Raw genomic sequence first — 16,893 nt, 5'->3', positions numbered from 1 at the left:
CGCCTGAACCCCACCACCCCAATCCGGCTCCGCTCCGCTACGCCGGATGCTGACGCATGCCACCCAAGACCCATTTTCGGATCAGAGGGGCATCACACGTGATTGGAGGGGCGACACGGCAACCCCGGCCGACCTCGGCGTGTCGTCCCCCGAATCACGAGTGATGCCCTCCCAGTCACGCGAGATGCCTCTTCGATCACGGGTGATGCCCGGCTGATCACGCTAGATGCCTGTTGGCGCTTGGTCAGTGGGCCGGGAGGTGGACCGTCACGGCCAGGCCGCCGCCGACGATCGGCTCGGCCGTGACGCTTCCGCCGTGGGCCGCCACCGCGGCGCGGACGATCGAGAGGCCCAGGCCCGCGCCGTGGCGGGCGGTGCGGGCCACACCGGCGCGGCGGAACGGCTCGAACAGCTCCGGCACCGCCGCCGGGTCGACCAGGCCGCCCGAAGAACGCACGCGCAGCGTCGACCACCGCGGCCCGGGCTGCGTCACGACCTCCAGCCAGCCGCCCTCGACGTTGTGGCGGACGGCGTTCTCCAGCAGGTTGCCCGCGATCCGCTCCAGCAGCGCCGGGTCGCCGAACGTCGACGCCGACACCACGGAGAACGTCGCCCGGATGCCGCGTTGCGAAGCTTCGCGGTGCACCGCGCGCCACGCCCGGTCGACGACCACCGCGAGGTCCACCGGCTCGTGCACGCCGAGACCGGCGCCGTCGGTGCGGGCCAGCAGCAGCAACGAGTTCACCAGCTGCCCGGCGCGCTCGGTCGCGTCCCGGACCACCCCGGCCATCCGGCGCAGCTCGGCTTCGTCGGCGTCGTCGTCGGCCAGGGTGACGTCGAGTTCCGTGCGGATCACCGACAACGGCGTCCGCAGCTCGTGGCTGGCGTTGGCGACGAAGTGCCGTTGCGCGTCGAACGCCGCCTGCAGCCGGTCGAGCATGTCGTCGAACGTGCTCGCCAGCTCGGCCAGCTCGTCGCGGGAGCGGATCTCGCCGATCCGCTCCCCCAGCGACTCGACCGACAGCCGCCGCGCGGTCCCGGTGATCTCGCGCAGCGGCAGCAGCACGCGCGAGGTGAACGTCCAAGCGAGGATCGCCGCGGCCGCGACCACCAGCAGGAACGCGATCGAGCCGAACAGCAGCATCCGGTCGCGGGCGTGCACGCGCAGGTGCTCGGCGAGCGTCGAGGCGTCGACCGTGACGCCGTCGACGACCACCACGCTGCCCGCCGGCATCTGCGGCACGGAGTCGAGCGAGTCCCGCACCAGCGTCCAGGCCAGCCAGAGCAGCAGCAGGCTGACGGCGGCGACCAGCACGGTCGCCAGCAGGGTGATCCGGGCGCGGAGCGTGCGGGTGCCCGGCAGGTTCACGCGCGGGAAACGCCGGGCTCCGGCACCCGGTACCCGGAGCCGACGACGGTCTCGATGATCCCCGGCTCGCCGAGCTTCTTGCGCAGCGTCATCACGGTGACCCGGACGGTCGTGGTGAACGGGTCGGCGTTTTCGTCCCAGACGCGTTCCAGCAGCTCTTCGCTGCTGACGACGGACCCGGCGGCCTGCAGCAGCACCTCGAGGACGCCGAACTCCTTGCGCGTCAGCTCGACCGGCCCGCTCGCCCGCCGCACGGTCCGCTTGGCCGGGTCGAGTTCGACGTCCCCGGCGGTGAGCAGCGGCGGCGCGGCCGGCGTGGCCCGGCGGCCCAGCGCCCGCACCCGCGCGACCAGCTCGGGGAAGGCGAACGGCTTGGCGAGGTAGTCGTCGGCGCCCAGCGACAGCCCGTCCACGCGGTCGGACACCGAACTGCTCGCGGTGAGCATCAGCACCCGGGTCAGCTCCCCGGACGCGACGATCTCCCGGCACAGCTCGTCGCCGGACATCCCGGGCAGGTCCCGGTCCAGGAGCACGACGTCGTACCGCGTGACGGCGGCCTTCTCGTGCCCGTCGTCGCCGGTGAGCGCGACGTCCACCGCCATGCCCTCACGGCGCAGCCCGCGGGCGATCGCGTCGGCCAGGGGTTCTTCGTCCTCGACTACCAAAACTCGCACCAGCCCACAATCCCATATTTTCCTGAGAGTCCCCTTTAAGGACCGGGTGCCGCCCATCGGAGGGCGAACCACAGTCGCATCCGGACCTCCGGGTCCCCCAGATCCACCCCCAAGGCCTTTTCCACCTGCGCGATCCGGTGCCGGACGCTGTTGCGGTGCACGCCCAGCTCGGCCGCGGTCGGTTCCCAGCCGCCGTGGTGGGCCAGCCACGTCCGCAGCGTCAGCACGAGCGACCGATCGCCGGCTTCGTCGAGGGCCACCAGCGGTTCCAGCGCCTTCGCCGCGAACCCGCGGGAAGCGCCCGGGTCCACCACCGCGTCGAAGTCCAGCGGCGCATCTCCGGCCACCACCGGGCGCCCCAGCGCCTGAGCCCGCGCGAGCAGCAGGTCGACCTCGCCGTCCGGCGGCTGCCCGGCCGGTGCCGGCGAGCCCACCGCCGCCAGCCAGCCGTGCGCGCGCAGGTCCTCCAGCACAGCGAGCGACGGCGCGGACCCCGCGATCGCCGCGAACCGTCCGGGCGACACCGAGACCAGCGGCGTGTCCAGCCGGGCCCGCAGCCAGTCCGGGCGCTGGGCCACCGCGTCCGGGCCACGCCGGTACGCCGCCCCGGCGACCAGCCGGACCACCTCCGACCCCAGCAGTGACCGGGCCACCTCCGCGGGAGCCGTCCGGCCGAGCAGCAGGCCGGTGGCCGCCGCGCCCAGTTCGGCGGCGTCCGAGCCCGCGCGGCCGACCAGGCCGAGCAGGGCGGCGCCGACGGCGAGGATCGCCCGGTCCGCACCGCCGAACCGCCGGGACCGGCCGACGACCACCAGGTGCGAGGCCGTGGCCTGCGGGTACACCGGCTGGACGACGACGAACCCGCCGTCGAGCTCGGTCGTCGCGCTCCGGATCCCGCTGCCCGCCCGCACGGTCGCCATCAGCTCCCGGACCGGCGGCGGCAGCGGCGCGGGCGCGTCGTGCGCCGAGGCCAGCACGTCCCCGGCGCCGACCAGCGCGACCCAGGACCGCAACACCGACGCCAGCGCCGACGTCAGCTCGCCGAGCCCGCCGCCGGCCGCCCGTGTCAGCGTCTCGCGCGCCGCCGTGATCCGCCGCTGGTCGCGCTGCCCGGCTTCGGTCAGCGCGACCGAAACCGCCCGGTTGACCGCCAGGAACGGCGTCCGCGGCGGCACGACCACCAGCGGCAGCCCGCGGCGCGCGCAGGCCCGGCGCAGGGCCTCCGGCAGGGTCTCGTGCACCGTCGGGGTGAGGCCGAAGCCCAGCGCCGTCACGCCGGCGTCGCGCAGCCCGCGCACGTACCGGTCGATCCGCTCGGGCAGGTTGACGCCCGCGGTGAGGATCAGTTCGCCGCCCAGCAGGTAGGGCGCGGGGTCCTCCAGCTCGCTGACGTGGGCCCAGCGCACGGGGAGGTCCAGCGCGCCCGGGCGCAGCGTCTCGGGGACGACCTCCAGCGCGAGCTCCCGGTTGCCGACCACGTCCCGTAACGGGACATTCACCTCCGAGGGCAAAGAGTCCGGCATGCTGGCCATTTCATCCTGGTCGACGTCGATTGTGGATGAATCATCCCATGCCGGGGTGGTGGCAGGCGAACCTACGGTGACCCGAAACCGACGTGAGGAGGACACCGTGACCGGCGACTACGCGGTGATCGCGCTGTACATCGCGGGCATGCTCGGGGTCGGCTGGTACGGCCTGAAGCTCGCGAAGACGAAGTCCGACTACCTGGTCGCCGGGCGGCGGCTGGGCTGGTTCATGTACTCCGGCACGATGTCGGCCGTCGTGCTCGGCGGCGCGTCGACGGTCGGCGGCGTGAAGCTCGGCTACAAGTTCGGCATCTCCGGCATGTGGCTGGTGGTCAGCATCGGCGTCGGCATCCTGGTGCTGCACGCGCTGTTCGCGCGGCGGCTGGTGCGGCTGAAGGTCTACACCGTCGGCGAGATGCTCGACCTGCGCTACGGCGGCCGCACCAGCGCGGTGTCCGGCGTCGTCATGTGGGGCTACACCCTGATGCTGACGGTGACCTCGACGCTGGCCTTCGCGACCATCTTCAAGGTGCTGTTCGACCTGCCGAACTGGGCCGGGATCGCGGTCGGCGGCTCGATCGTGGTGCTCTACTCGGTGCTCGGCGGCATGTGGTCGATCACGCTGACCGACATCGCCCAGTTCGTCATCAAGACCATCGGCATCCTGGTCATCCTGCTGCCGGTCGCCATCACCTCCGCAGGCGGCTTTTCCGGCATGAGCGAGAAGCTCGACGCGAGCTTCTTCAGCTTCACCTCGATCGGCACCGACACGATCATCACCTACTTCGTGATCTACACCTTCGGCCTGCTGATCGGCCAGGACATCTGGCAGCGCGTGTTCACCGCCCGCACCCCGGCGATCGCGACCTCCGGCGGCATCACCTCCGGGGTCTACTGCCTGGTCTACGGCCTGGCCGGCGCACTGATCGGCACCGCGGCGCACGCGCTCTACCCGGACATCGCCAGCGCGCAGGACGCCTTCGCGACGATCGTCGAGCGGCTGCTGCCCACCGGCGTCCGCGGGCTGGTCCTGGCCGCCGCGCTCTCGGCGATGATGTCGACGGCCAGCGGCGCGCTGATCGCCTGCTCCACCACCACGACGTCGGACCTGCTCACCAAGCTGGGCCTGAAGAAGGGCGGCGAGGTCAGCCGCAACCGGCTCGCCACGCTGCTGCTCGGCCTGCTGGCCATCGGCATCGCGATGGTGGTCGACGACGTCGTCAACGCGCTCACCATCGCCTACGACATCCTGGTCGGCGGCCTGCTGGTGGCCATCGTCGGCGCGCTGTTCTGGAAGCGCGGCACCCGGCAGGGCGCGTACGCGTCGATGGTGGCCGGCACGCTCTCGGTGATCGCGTTCATGATCATCGACGGCGTCGACGCCAACACCCCGATCTACTGGGGCCTCGGCGCGAGCCTGGTCGTCTACCTGGCCGTCAGCTTCGCCACGCCCCGCACCTCCGAGACCATCCTCTCGGTCTGGACCCGGCGCCTGAACGGCACCGAAACCGAAGAAGCGGCCACCCCCGCGCCCGTCGAAGCCTGACCACGAGAAACAGGAGCCCCAGCAGTGAACGACATGCCCCCGGTCGGCCCGCTCGACTCGTCCCGCGTCCCCCGGTTCGCCGGCTTCGCGACGTTCGCGCGGCTGCCCCGGCTCGACCAGGTCGAGCGCGCCGACGTCGCCGTCGTCGGGGTGCCCTTCGACTCCGGCGTGTCCTACCGGCCCGGCGCGCGGTTCGGGCCGGCGGCGGTCCGCGAGGCGAGCCGGCTGCTGCGGCCCTACCACCCGGAGCTGGACGTCTCGCCGTTCGCCGAGCGGCAGGTGGTCGACGCCGGCGACATCGCCGTCAACCCGTTCAACATCGGCGAAGCGATCGAGACGCTGCAGCAGGAGGCCGAGGCGCTGCAGGCGGACGGGACGCGGCTGGTGACCGTCGGCGGCGACCACACCATCGCGCTGCCGCTGCTGCGGGCCGTGGCGAAGAAGCACGGACCCGTTGCCCTGCTGCACTTCGACGCCCACCTCGACACCTGGGACACCTACTTCGGCGAGCCGTACACCCACGGCACCCCGTTCCGGCGGGCGTCCGAGGAAGGCATCCTCGACACGAGCGCGCTGTCGCACGTCGGCACCCGCGGGCCGCTGTACGGCAAGCGCGACCTCGAAGAGGACCGCCGCCTCGGCTTCGGCATCGTCACCTCCGGCGACGTCCTGCGCCGCGGCGTGGCCGAGACCGTCGACGCGCTGCGGCAGCGCATCGGCGACCGGCCGCTGTACGTCTCGGTCGACATCGACGTGCTCGACCCGGCCCACGCGCCCGGGACCGGCACCCCCGAGGCCGGCGGCATGACCAGCCGCGAGCTGCTGGAAATCCTGCGCGGGCTGCGGGACCTCAACCTGGTCGGCGCGGACGTCGTCGAGCTCGCCCCGGCCTACGACCACGCCGAGATCACCGCCATCGCGGCCTCCCACGTCGCCTACGACCTGGTGAGCCTGCTGACCCTCGGGAAGGGCGCATGACGCGCATCGGCGGGGACGTCGTCGTCGAGACCCTGCGGGCGCTGGGCGCCGACACCGTGTTCGGGCTGCCGGGCCAGCACGCGCTGGGCCTGTTCGAGGCGCTGCGGCGCGCCGAAGACCTGCGGGTGATCAGCGGGCGCGTCGAGAACAACCTCGCCTTCGCCGCCGATGGGCACGCCCGCGCCCGGCTCGCGGCGGATCCCGACGGCCCGGTGCCGGTGACGCCGCTGATCGTCTCGACCGGCCCGGGCGCGTTGCTGACGCTGGCTTCGCTGCAGGAGTCCCGGGCGGCTTCGGTGCCGGTGCTCGGCATCTCCAGCCAGGTCCCGGTCGCGGGCCTCGGCGGCGGGCGGCACGGCTACCTGCACGAGCTGCCCGACCAGCAGGCGAGCTTCCGGGACGTCGTCAAGTCGGTGCACGTCGTCCGGCGGGCGAGCCAGCTCCCGACGGCGCTGCGCGAGGCGTGGACGTCGGCGGCGACCGCGCCCTACGGCCCGGTGTGGGTCGAGATCCCCCAGGACGTGCTGCTCGGGCCGGCCGGCGTCCCGCCGATCACCTCCGTGTCGGCCGCGCCCGTTCCCCTGGAGCCCCTGCCGGAGCTGGTCACCGAAGCCGCCCGGTTGCTGGGCGAAGCGGCGAACCCGGTGCTCCTCGCCGGCGGCGGGGCGCTGCGGTCGGGTGCGCACGCGGAGCTGCTCGCACTGGCCGAGGCCCTGCGCGCGCCGGTGATCTCGACGTTCGGCGGCAAGGGCGTCTTCGGCTGGGACCACGAGCTGTCCGGGCGGTCGTGGCTGGAGGACTGGCACACCACGGAGTTCCTCGCCGACGCCGACGTGCTGCTCGTGCTCGGCTCCGGCCTCGGCGAACTGTCGAGCAACTACCGCGAGTTCGCCCCGCGCGGCCGGGTGATCCAGGTCGAAGCCGACCTGGGGAAGCTGGAGTCGAACTACCCGGGCCTGGGCATCCACGCCGACGTCCGGCGCACCCTGCAGGCGTTGCTGGAGTGGGTGCCGATGCGGGCGTCCGACGGCCGGGCCGAAAAGGCGGTCGCGGGGTTGCTCGCGCGGGTCGAGTCGCGGTTGGCCGGTCAGGACCTCGCCGCCGAGCGGAAGCTGATCGACGACATCCGCGCGGCGCTGCCCGAGGGGACGCAGACGTTCTGGGACATGACGATCGCGGCGTACTGGGCCTGGTCGGCGTGGAACCCGCAGGGCGCGCCGATCCACACCGCGCAGGGCGCGGGCGGGCTGGGCTACGGGCTGCCGGGCGCGCTCGGCGGCGCCGTCACCGGTGGTCCGACGCTGGCGGTGTCCGGGGACGGCGGCGCGATGTACGGCGTCGCCGAGCTGGCGACCGCGGTGCAGCACCACCTCGACGTCACGTGGCTGATCATCGACGACGGCGGCTACGGCGTCCTGCGCGAGTACCTCACCGGCGCCTTCGGCCGGACCACGGCCACCGAGCTGACCCGGCCCGACTTCGTCGCGCTGGCCTCCTCCTTCGGCGTCCCGGCCCGCTTGTCCTCTTTGGACACCGTGGGCGCGGACCTGGCGGCGGCGCTGCGCACGCCCGGGCCGTCCGTCGTCGTCCTCCCCGCGTTGCTGAAGCTGTTCGCGCCCACCCACCTGGAGCAGGCATGACCCGCACGCTCGACCTGACCGACCCGGCGACCGGCGAGGTGTCCGGCACCAGCCCGGTCGCCTCGCAGCCCGAAGTGGACGCCGCGATGGAATCGGCCGCGCAAGCGTTTGCGGTCTGGCGTCGCAGCACCCCGGCGCAGCGGCAGCTGGCCTTGCTGAAGATCGCCGACGCGCTCGAAGCCCGGGCCGCCGAGTTCGCGGACCTCGAGGTGCGCGAGACCGGCAAGATCCGGTCGGTGGTGCTCGAGGAGGAGATCCCGGAGTGCGTGAGCGCGCTGCGGTTCTTCGCCGGGGCCGCGCGGCACCTGGAGGGCACCGCCGCCGGGGAGTACACGCCCGGGCACACGTCGGTGATCCGCCGCGAGCCGGTCGGCGTCTGCGCCCAGATCGCGCCGTGGAACTACCCGCTGATGATGGCGGTCTGGAAGATCGCGCCGGCGCTGGCGGCGGGCAACACGGTGGTGCTCAAGCCGGCCGAGACGACCCCGTCGACGGCCGTGCTGCTGGCCCGCGTAGCCGCGGAGTTCCTGCCGCCGGGGGCGTTCACCGTGCTGACCGGCGACCGCGACACCGGCCGCGCCCTGGTCCGGCACCCGGTCACGGCCCTGGTCTCGATCACCGGATCGACCCGGGCGGGCATCGACGTGGCCACCGTGGCGGCCGCGGACCTCAAGCGCACCCACCTGGAGCTGGGCGGCAACGCACCGCTCCTGGTCTTCCCGGACGTCGACACCGCGTCGGCGGCCCAGGGCATCGTGGGCGCGGCGTTCTACAACGCGGGTCAGGACTGCACGGCCGGGAGCCGGGTGCTGGTCCACGAGTCGATCCACGACGAGTTCGTCGCTTCGCTGGCGAAGGCCGCTTCGGCGCAGACTCCGGGCGTCGACTTCGGGCCGTTGAACAGTGCGGCGCAGTTCTCGCGCGTCGAGGGCCTGATCTCGCGGCTGCCGCCGCACGCGCACGTGGAGACCGGCGGCACCCGGTTCGGCAGCCGGGGCTTCTACTTCGCCCCCACGGTGATCTCCGGAGTGCGTCAGGACGACGAGATCGTCCAGGAGGAGATCTTCGGCCCGGTGATCACGGTCCAGTCCTTTTCGGACGAGGCGGCGGGCATCGCACTGGCCAACGGCGTCCCGTACGGGCTGGCGTCGTCGGTGTGGACGCGCGACCTCGGCGTCGCCGCCCGGGTGTCGGCCGAGCTGGACTTCGGCTGCGTGTGGGTGAACACGCACGGACCGCTGGTCGCCGAGATGCCGCACGGCGGCTTCGGCCACTCCGGCCACGGCAAGGACCTCTCGGCGTACGCGTTCGCCGAGTACACCCGGGTCAAGCACGTGATGACGAGGTTCGCCTGAGCACCCACCCGGTCGCGGCTCGCCCGGCACCCGCGGGGGCGCCCCCGTTTTCCACTTTACCGGTGGGCACCGACAGTTTCCGGCGCCCACCGGTCAGTCCCGGCGGAGGGTGGCCGCGACTTCGAGCCAGGCTTGGTGGCGCAGCAGCTCGTTGCGGTCGCTGAGGTCCTGCAGCCGCTTGCGGGCGGCACCGGCTCCGATGCCGTAGCCGAACAGGCCGGCGAGCACCCACACGCGACCCACGAGCGTGCCTTCCCACGGCACGACGGCGGCCAGCCCGCACGCCGCCGCCCACGCGATCCCGGCGAGGTACGGCCGGACGAGCTCGTCCCGGCGCAGCAACCGCTTCGCGGCAGGACGCATGGCCGGCGGAAACGCCCGGCGAGGGCGCGAGACCAGCACGAACCAGGCGGCCACCGCGATCAGTGCCGCGCCCACCCCGCGCACCACCGGGCCGCCCGGGGAGCCGAGGGCCGGCGCCGCGAAGACGACCACCAACGCCGTCACCAGCAGGCCGAGCACCACGAAGTGCGCCCGGGCGAACAGCAGCCACGCCGCGAGCGCGAGGTTGCGCGCGGCGACCGCGTTCTGCGGGTCGAGCCGCAGCACTTCGGAGTAGCCGCGCACGGCACGGACGGCGTGGCGGCAGCGCAGGTCCACCAGCGCCTGCAGTTGCAGGGCTTCGGCGTTGCCGGGTTCCAGCGCGATCGCGGCTCGCACCGGTTCCGCGGCGCGCCGGGCGCCCGCCCCCGCCGGGCCGGCGAGGAGCACCGTCGCCAGCGCCAGGTGGACACGCGGGGAGCCGGGCGCCAGTTCGCAGGCCCGTCGCGCGTGCTCGAGCGCCCGGGCTCGCACGGGCGAAGCCGTCTCGTCGCCGCCGGCCACCAGCGATCGCGCCAGGCAGGCGTGCGCTTCGGCGTGCTCGGGGGCGACGGCGAGCGCCGCTTCGAACGTCGTGACCGCCTCGCCCGGCCGGTCGAGCGCGCTGAGGATCCAGCCGCGGTGCACGAGGACGTCGGCGCCCGGCGGCCCGGCGGCGAACACGCGCTCGATCGACTCCAGTGCCGCCCGGTGGTCGCCCGAACCGTACTGGGCAAGCGCGAGCAGGTGCCACAGCCGGGCCGACTCCGGGTCCGTGGCCAGCGCCGTGGTCGCTTCGCGGATCGCGCGCTCGAACTGCCGGGCCGCCACGAGCGCGGCGACGCGCTGCGTCGTCACAACAGCTTCTTCCGCTTCAGGTAGGCGGCGAGCTCGTCGTACGTGCCGTCGGCGTTCGAGTAGAGCACGACGTTGCGCGCGGCGGCGAACCACGCCTCGGCCGACGGCCGGATCTCCGGCAGCGCACCGAGCAGGTCGGCCATCTCGATCATCCGCGCCACTCCGCTTTCGACCGACGCCAGCAGCGCCCGCTCGCTCGCGGTCTCGCACAGGTGCGCAAGATCGGCGCCCGACCAGCCGTCGGTCCGCCGCGCCAGCTGCTTCAGGTCGACACCGGCGACCGGCCGGCCGCGGAGGTGGTATTCGAGGATCGCCGCCCGGGCGTGCTCGTCGGGCGGCAGCACCAGCAGCGTCCGGTCGAAGCGTCCCGGGCGGCGCAGCGCGGTGTCGACGTCCCACGGCGCGTTCGTCGCGGCGAGCACGAAGACCCCGTCGTTGTTGTCCGCGATCCCGTCGAGCTCGACCAGCAGCTGCGCGACGACGTTGCGGCCCGCGGCGCCGACGAGGCTGGAGCGCTTCTGGCCGATCGCGTCGAGTTCGTCGAAGAACAGCACGCAGGGCGCGGCGCGGCGGGCGGCGAGGAACAGCCCGTGCAGGTTGCGCTCGGAGTTGCCGAGCCACATGTCCAGCACCTCGTCGAGCCCGACGGCAAGGAACTTCGCCCGCAGCTCGCCGGCGACGGCCTTCGCCAGGAACGTCTTCCCGTTGCCCGGCGGGCCGTAGAGCAGCAGGCCGCCGCGCAGGCTCTTGCCGTACAGCTTCCGCAGCTCGGGGTTGCGCATCGGCGCCAGGAACGCGGCGTCGAGCCGCTTCTTGACCTCGGTCATGCCGCCGACGTCGGCGAGCGTCACCCGGGGCTGTTCGACATCGGCGACGACTTCGGCGGGAACCGGCCCGGCCGCCACCGGCTCGGCACCGTCGACGAACCGCGGCGGGACGACATCGGCCACTTCGCTTTCGGCTGCCGCCCAGTCGAACCCGGCCTTCGGCTCCGGCTCGGGCCCGGCCGCCGTTCCTGCTGCCGGTCCTGCTGCCGGTCCGGCCGCGGTGAGGGCCCGCGCCATCAGCGCCGCGGCTTCGGCGTTCCCGGGGGCCTGCCCGAGCACCGTGCCCAGCTGGGCGACGGCTTCGTCGCGCGCTCCGCGGTCGAGGAGCAGCCCGGCCAGGTGCACCCGGAGCGGAAGGTCCTCGGGAGCCGCGGCGACCGCGGCGCGCAAGCTGTCGAGCAGGGGATCGGGATTCACCCCGCCGAGGCTACCGACGACCTCCGCCACGCGAAGCCGGTTCGGGCGACTGTGCCCCAGCGGTGATCAAACCCGGTTCGGCCGCGGTCGACGTCCTCGCGCGCCGGCTCCTCCGCGCCCAGCCGCCCCCGAGGCTCACCCCGTCACCCGGCGAGCTACATCCCGGCCCGGCGAGCACGAAGCGGCCCCCGGGAATCCGATCCCCGGGGGCCGCTCTCGCTCGACTCAGCTGCGGTTGGCGTCCTTGCGCGCCGGCTCTTCCGCGCCCAGCCGTCCCGAGGCCCACTCCGTCACCCTGCGGGCGACGTCCTGGGCCGTCAGGCCGATCCGGGCCAGGACCTCGTCGCGGCTGCCGTGGTCGTGGAACGACTGCGGCACGGCCAGGTCGCGCAGCGGGACGTCGCACTCGGCGTCGCGGAACATCGCCGCGCACGCCGAGCCGAAGCCGCCGTGGCGGCCGCTGTCCTCCACCGTCACCACCAGCTTGTGCTGAGACGCCAGCGCGACCAGCTCGGCCGGCACCGGCAGCACCCAGCGCGGGTCCACCACCGTCACGCCGATGCCCTGGTCGGCCAGCCGGTCCGCGGCCGCCAGCCCCAGGGTCGCGAACGCACCGACCGTCACCAGGAGCACGTCCGCGCCCTCGGCCGGGCGGCGCAGCACGTCGACCGTGCCGATCCGCTCGACGGCGGTCACGTCCGTGCCGACCTTGCCCTTCGAGAACCGAAGAGCCGTAGGCCCATCCGAAACGGCAACAGCCTCGCGAAGCTCTTCGCGCAGCGTGGCCGGGTCGCGCGGCGCCGCCACCCGCATCCCCGGCACCATGCCGAGCAGCGAGAGGTCCCACATGCCGTGGTGGCTCGGCCCGTCCGGCCCGGTGATCCCGGCGCGGTCGAGCACCAGCGTCACCGGCAGCCGGTGCAGCGCGACATCCATCAGCACCTGGTCGAACGCCCGGTTCAGGAACGTCGAGTAGATCGCCACCACCGGGTGCAGCCCGCCCATGGCCAGCCCGGCGGCCGAGGTGACCGCGTGCTGCTCGGCGATCCCGACGTCGTACCACCGATCCGGGAACGCCTCGGCGAACTTGTCCAGCCCGGTCGAGCGCAGCATCGCCGCGGTGATGGCGACGACGTCCTCGCGCTCGGCGCCGATCTTCGCCAGCTCGTCGCCGAACACGCCGGTCCAGCTCGGGCCCTTCACCGGTGGCAGGCCGGTCTCCGGGTCGATCGGGTCGGTCTGGTGCATCTGGTCGTGCTGGTTGTTCACCGCGGGCGCGTAGCCGTGGCCCTTCTCGGTGACCACGTGCACGATCACCGCGCCGCCGAACGCCTTCGCGCTGTGCAGCGCCTTCTCCAGCGCCACCTGGTCGTGGCCGTCGACCGGGCCGAGGTACTTCAGGCCCAGGTCGGAAAACATCGCCTGCGGGCTCAGCGCGTCCTTCAAGCCGGCCTTGGCGGCGTGCAGCGCGGCGTAGATCGGCTTGCCGACGACCGGGGTGTGCTTGAGGATCTCGCGGCCGCCGTCGAGGAGCCGCTCGTAGCCGGGCTGCAGGCGCAGCGCCGCGAGGTGGTCGGCCAGGCCGCCGATGGTCGGCGAGTAGGACCGGCCGTTGTCGTTGATCACGATGACGACCGGGCGGTCCTTGTGCGCGGCGATGTTGTTGAGCGCCTCCCAGCACATGCCGCCGGTGAGCGCGCCGTCGCCGACGACGGCGATCGCGTGCCGCCCGCCGCCCGCCAGCGCGAACGCCTTCGCCAGGCCGTCCACATAGGACAGGCCGGACGAGGCGTGGCTGCTCTCCACCCAGTCGTGCTCACTCTCCGCGCGCGACGGGTAACCGGTGACCCCGCCGGTCTGGCGCAGCAGGTCGAACCCGGCCGCGCGGCCGGTGACCAGCTTGTGCACGTACGCCTGGTGACCGACGTCCCACACGATCGCGTCGCGCGGTGAGTCGAACACGCGGTGCAGCGCCAGGGTCAGCTCGACGACGCCGAGGTTCGGCCCCAGGTGGCCGCCCGCCCGGCGGACCTTGTCGACGAGGAAGTCCCGGATCTCGGCGGCCAGTTCGCCGAGGTCCTCGACACTCATGCGCTTCAGGTCCGCCGGTCCGCTCACGGACTCCAGCATCGTCACTCGTCTCCACCTCACTCGCTCGGTTCCGGCCAGTCTACGGAGAGCCGCTAGAGCGAGACCGCAGGCCGCGTCAGGCGTCACAACCGGAGCGCGACCGGAGGTCAGCAGCCGGGGTGAACCTCGTCTCCCGCCGTCGCTGTGGCGGTCACGCCGCGTGGCCACGAGAATGGTTCGCATGGCGGATTTCTTCATCGGCGGCGAATGGGTGGACGCGGTGGACGGCGGCCGGCGGGAGATCCGCTGCCCGGCCGACGGCTCCCTGGTCGCGACGGTCGCCGAGGGCACCGCCAAGGACACCGAGGCCGCCATCGCGGCGGCGCGCCGGGCGTTCGACACCGGTCCGTGGCCCGGCACCCCCGCCCACCTGCGCGGCGACCTGCTGCTGCGCACGGCCGACCTGCTCGACCGCGACGCCGAGGCGTTCGCCCGCGCCGAGTCGCTCGACACCGGCAAGCGCCTGGTCGAGAGCCGGTACGACATGGCCGACATCGCGGCCTGCCTGCGGTACTTCGGCAAGCTCGCGGCGCAGGACGGCGGGCGAGTGGTCGACACCGGCAACCCGGACGCGATCAGCCGGATCGTGCACGAGCCGGTCGGTGTCTGCGGGCTGATCACGCCGTGGAACTACCCGCTGCTGCAGACCGTGTGGAAGATCGCGCCGGCGCTGGCCGCGGGCAACACGTTCGTGCTCAAGCCCAGCGAGCTGACCCCGCACACCGCGATCCTGTTCCTCAAGCTGCTCACCGAGGCGGGCCTGCCGCCGGGCGTGGGCAACCTGGTGCTCGGCGCGGGCGCCGAGGCCGGCGCGCCCCTGGCCGCGCACCCGCACGTCGACCTCGTGTCGTTCACCGGCGGCCTGGCGACCGGCAAGGTGATCGCCGCGGCGGCCGCGGGCACGGTCAAGAAGGTGGCGCTGGAGCTGGGCGGGAAGAACCCGAACGTGGTGTTCGCCGACGCGGACTTCGACACCGCGGTCGACTACGCGCTGACGGCGGTGTTCCTGCACTCCGGCCAGGTGTGCTCGGCGGGCGCGCGGCTGATCGTGCAACGGGAGTGGCACGGCGAGTTCGTCGACGAGCTGGTGCGCCGCGCGGAGCGGATCCGCCTGGGCGGCCCGTTCGACGCGCGGGCGGAGACCGGCCCGCTGATCTCGGCGGCGCACCGGGCGAAGGTCGAGGCGTACGTGGCGGCGGCGCTGGCCGAGGGCGCGGTGCTGCGCACGGGCGGCCGCCGCCCGGACGACCCGGCGCTGGCCGGGGGCTGCTACTACCTGCCGACGATCCTCGACCAGGTGAAACAGGGCTCGTCGGCGGTGGTCGAGGAGTCGTTCGGCCCGGTGCTGACGGTCGAGACGTTCACCGACGAGGACGACGCCGTCCGCATCGCCAACGACACGCACTACGGCTTGGCCGGCGCGGTGTTCACGAACGACGCTTCCCGGGCGCAGCGGGTCGCCGGGCGGCTGCGCCACGGGACGGTGTGGATCAACGACTTCCACCCGTACCTGCCCCAGGCCGAGTGGGGTGGGTACAAGCAGTCCGGGTTCGGCCGCGAGCTGGGCCCGACGGGGCTGGCCGAGTACACCGAGGTCAAGCACGTCTACCAGAACCTGCGGCCGGCACCGCAGCGCTGGTTCTCGGGCTGAAACCCGCCTTATGCTGCGTCCACGGCGACGCAGGGGAGGCCGGAGTGGATCAGCGGCGGAAGCGGCTCCGGGGCCCGCGGGCCGTGGTGGTGGGGGCGGCGGGCTTGGGCGTGATCGCCGGCCTGACCCTCCGGACGGCGGAGTACCCGGGCGTGCTGCCGCCCGGAACGCCGGACCCGGAGCTGGACCTGAGCCTGCGCCTGGTGTGCGCGGCGGCGGTGCTGATCGCGGTGACGCTGGCGTACCTGACGTTCGCCCGCCACCAGGACGAGCCGCTGGCCATGGCCTGCCTGCCGGGGCTGGTGGTGACGGGAGTGGTACTGCGCCACCTGGTGGTGACGCTGCCGGGGGTGACCCGCCTCCAGCCGGCGGCGCGGGTGATCCCGGGTGCCGGGGCATGGGTACTGCTGGTGTCGGGCGTGACGATGACGGCGACCGGCCTGGCGGCGGCCTTCGCGGTGCGCCGGGCGGGGTGAGCCGCCCCCCCAGCCCCGGGGCACACCTGAGCGACCGCCGCTGCGCGGCGGCGGGCCCCCTCTCGGCGGCGTTCGCGCTACGCCGGGCGGAGTGAGCAGCCGCCTCCCTGCCCCAGGCACGCCTGAGCGACCACAGCGCCCGCCCGGCACACGAACAGGCGAGCCCCCCACACCCGCCACGAGGCCCGAGCGGGGGGTGAGCAGCAGCCGCTTACTCACCCAAGCCGCTCCAGCGCGTGCCACCCAGCGGCGACCGACCGAACCAGCCGCCGATCAGCCGGAAGCCGCCACCCACCATCGACTCGACCGCCGCCGATCAGCCGGAAGCCGCCACCCAGCGGCGACCGACCGGACCAGCCGCCGATCAGCCGGAAGCCGCCACCCGCCGCCCGACTCGACCGCCGCTCGGCCCACCCGCTGCTCGGCCCCACCGCCGCCCAGCCCGGCCACCGCCAAACCGCCCCGGCACCCTCCTCCCCCGCCGCCCCCCTACCCCCTCACCGCCTTCCGGCCGAGGAACGCCGCCAGCCGGTCCGCCGCCGTCGCCTTCTCCGGAGGCGCCACCTCCGGCCCGAACGGCCCGCCCGGCTGCCTCGGCGCCGCCCCGAACCGGGACCGCCACTGCTCCAGTGCCCGCGCTGCCAGCTCGGGTGCCAGGTCCGTCGGCTGGCCCGTCGCGTCCGCGATGTCCCAGCCGTGGGCCAGGTATTCGTTCACCCGCATGTGCACCAGGAACACCCCGGGCACCTCGCCGAGCGGCGTCGTCACCTGCCGGGTGAACAAGCCCGGCGCGGCCAGCACCGCCCGCGCCGCCGCCACCGACGCGGTGAACGCCTCGACCGGCGAAGCACCCAGGTAGTCACCCTCCGGCGCCGGTGGGCCCGTGCCCGCCCAGAAGCCCACTTTCGCGTTGCCGTGGGCCAGGTGGTTCACCACCGCGCGCACGTCCCAGTTCGCGCAGGCCGTCGGGAGCGCCCACTGGTCCGCACGGACCGCGGTGACCAGGCCGGTCACCGTCGAAGCTGCGAGGTCGAAGTCGTCGAGAGCAGTCATGCCGACAGTGTGCCGACCACCACCGACAAAAAC

The 16,893-nt window shown here is 73.7% G+C and carries 13 protein-coding genes; 6 read left to right on the top strand and 7 right to left on the bottom strand.

Annotation, left to right across the window (positions count from 1 at the left end; genetic code table 11):
* Positions 1-244: 244 nt before the first annotated feature.
* The 3 genes from ACWEGE_RS29240 to ACWEGE_RS29230 are packed head-to-tail and all read right to left on the bottom strand — an operon-like array spanning position 245 to position 3,521.
* Positions 245-1,369, bottom strand: a complete 1,125-nt coding sequence (locus ACWEGE_RS29240) for a sensor histidine kinase (protein ID WP_449663644.1) — start codon at positions 1,367-1,369, stop codon at positions 245-247.
* Entirely contained in the window at positions 1,366-2,043 is a 678-nt protein-coding gene (locus ACWEGE_RS29235) for a response regulator transcription factor (RefSeq protein WP_449663643.1), read from the bottom strand. The genes ACWEGE_RS29240 and ACWEGE_RS29235 overlap by 4 nt, the downstream gene beginning before the upstream one ends.
* Positions 2,044-2,078: 35 nt before the next feature.
* Positions 2,079-3,521 (bottom strand): PucR family transcriptional regulator, encoded by a 1,443-nt coding sequence (locus tag ACWEGE_RS29230; RefSeq protein ID WP_449663642.1) that lies wholly within the window; start codon positions 3,519-3,521, stop codon positions 2,079-2,081.
* Positions 3,522-3,672: 151 nt separating this feature from the next.
* On the opposite strand from ACWEGE_RS29230, the gene ACWEGE_RS29225 reads away from it, so the two are divergent.
* Genes ACWEGE_RS29225 through ACWEGE_RS29210 form a run of 4 tightly spaced genes read left to right on the top strand, consistent with a single transcriptional unit; the run spans position 3,673 to position 9,088 of the window.
* On the top strand, positions 3,673-5,115 hold the full coding sequence (locus tag ACWEGE_RS29225) for a sodium:solute symporter (RefSeq protein ID WP_449663641.1): 1,443 nt from the start codon (positions 3,673-3,675) through the stop codon (positions 5,113-5,115).
* Positions 5,116-5,148: 33 nt separating this feature from the next.
* Positions 5,149-6,093 carry an agmatinase gene (gene speB, locus ACWEGE_RS29220; RefSeq protein WP_449663657.1) on the top strand — a complete coding sequence of 315 codons (945 nt, stop codon included), beginning with the start codon at positions 5,149-5,151 and terminating at the stop codon, positions 6,091-6,093.
* Positions 6,090-7,733, top strand: coding sequence for a thiamine pyrophosphate-binding protein (locus tag ACWEGE_RS29215; RefSeq protein WP_449663640.1), 1,644 nt, complete (start codon positions 6,090-6,092; stop codon positions 7,731-7,733). Before speB ends, ACWEGE_RS29215 begins: the two co-directional genes overlap by 4 nt.
* Positions 7,730-9,088: an aminobutyraldehyde dehydrogenase gene (locus ACWEGE_RS29210; protein WP_449663639.1), complete on the top strand. Its 1,359-nt coding sequence runs from the start codon at positions 7,730-7,732 to the stop codon at positions 9,086-9,088. The genes ACWEGE_RS29215 and ACWEGE_RS29210 overlap by 4 nt, the downstream gene beginning before the upstream one ends.
* Positions 9,089-9,181: 93 nt before the next feature.
* Here the strand turns inward: ACWEGE_RS29210 and ACWEGE_RS29205 are convergent, their stop codons facing one another.
* From ACWEGE_RS29205 to dxs, 3 genes are all read right to left on the bottom strand, one after another.
* Positions 9,182-10,306: a tetratricopeptide repeat protein gene (locus ACWEGE_RS29205; protein ID WP_449663638.1), complete on the bottom strand. Its 1,125-nt coding sequence runs from the start codon at positions 10,304-10,306 to the stop codon at positions 9,182-9,184.
* A complete protein-coding gene (locus ACWEGE_RS29200; protein ID WP_449663637.1) occupies positions 10,303-11,550 on the bottom strand; it encodes an AAA family ATPase in 1,248 nt (415 codons plus the stop codon). Before ACWEGE_RS29200 ends, ACWEGE_RS29205 begins: the two co-directional genes overlap by 4 nt.
* Before the next feature lie 225 nt (positions 11,551-11,775).
* Complete coding sequence (gene dxs, locus ACWEGE_RS29195; protein WP_449663636.1) at positions 11,776-13,686, bottom strand: 1-deoxy-D-xylulose-5-phosphate synthase; 1,911 nt, start codon at positions 13,684-13,686, stop codon at positions 11,776-11,778.
* A gap of 175 nt (positions 13,687-13,861) precedes the next feature.
* On the opposite strand from dxs, the gene ACWEGE_RS29190 reads away from it, so the two are divergent.
* Together ACWEGE_RS29190 and ACWEGE_RS29185 are read left to right on the top strand one after the other, a co-directional pair.
* Positions 13,862-15,331: an aldehyde dehydrogenase family protein gene (locus ACWEGE_RS29190; RefSeq protein ID WP_449663635.1), complete on the top strand. Its 1,470-nt coding sequence runs from the start codon at positions 13,862-13,864 to the stop codon at positions 15,329-15,331.
* A gap of 44 nt (positions 15,332-15,375) precedes the next feature.
* A complete protein-coding gene (locus tag ACWEGE_RS29185) occupies positions 15,376-15,807 on the top strand; it encodes a hypothetical protein (protein ID WP_449663634.1) in 432 nt (143 codons plus the stop codon).
* A 489-nt stretch (positions 15,808-16,296) separates the two neighbouring features.
* On the opposite strand, the gene ACWEGE_RS29180 is transcribed toward ACWEGE_RS29185, so the two are convergent.
* Positions 16,297-16,860 carry a TIGR03086 family metal-binding protein gene (locus tag ACWEGE_RS29180; protein WP_449663633.1) on the bottom strand — a complete coding sequence of 188 codons (564 nt, stop codon included), beginning with the start codon at positions 16,858-16,860 and terminating at the stop codon, positions 16,297-16,299.
* Positions 16,861-16,893 lie beyond the last annotated feature (33 nt).

The sequence above is a fragment of the Amycolatopsis sp. NPDC004747 genome (genome assembly GCF_053601335.1).
Note: the sequence above shows the minus strand (reverse complement) of the source record. Positions and strands in the feature narration are given on the sequence as shown.

Excerpts from the sequence above, each read along its gene's own strand:
- speB (WP_449663657.1), top strand. The coding sequence starts at position 5,149 with ATGCCCCCGGTCGGCCCGCTCGACTCGTCCCGCGTCCCCCGGTTCGCC.
- ACWEGE_RS29210 (WP_449663639.1), top strand. The coding sequence starts at position 7,730 with ATGACCCGCACGCTCGACCTGACCGACCCGGCGACCGGCGAGGTGTCC.
- ACWEGE_RS29215 (WP_449663640.1), top strand. The coding sequence starts at position 6,090 with ATGACGCGCATCGGCGGGGACGTCGTCGTCGAGACCCTGCGGGCGCTG.
- ACWEGE_RS29190 (WP_449663635.1), top strand. The coding sequence starts at position 13,862 with ATGGCGGATTTCTTCATCGGCGGCGAATGGGTGGACGCGGTGGACGGC.
- ACWEGE_RS29180 (WP_449663633.1), bottom strand. The coding sequence starts at position 16,860 with ATGACTGCTCTCGACGACTTCGACCTCGCAGCTTCGACGGTGACCGGC.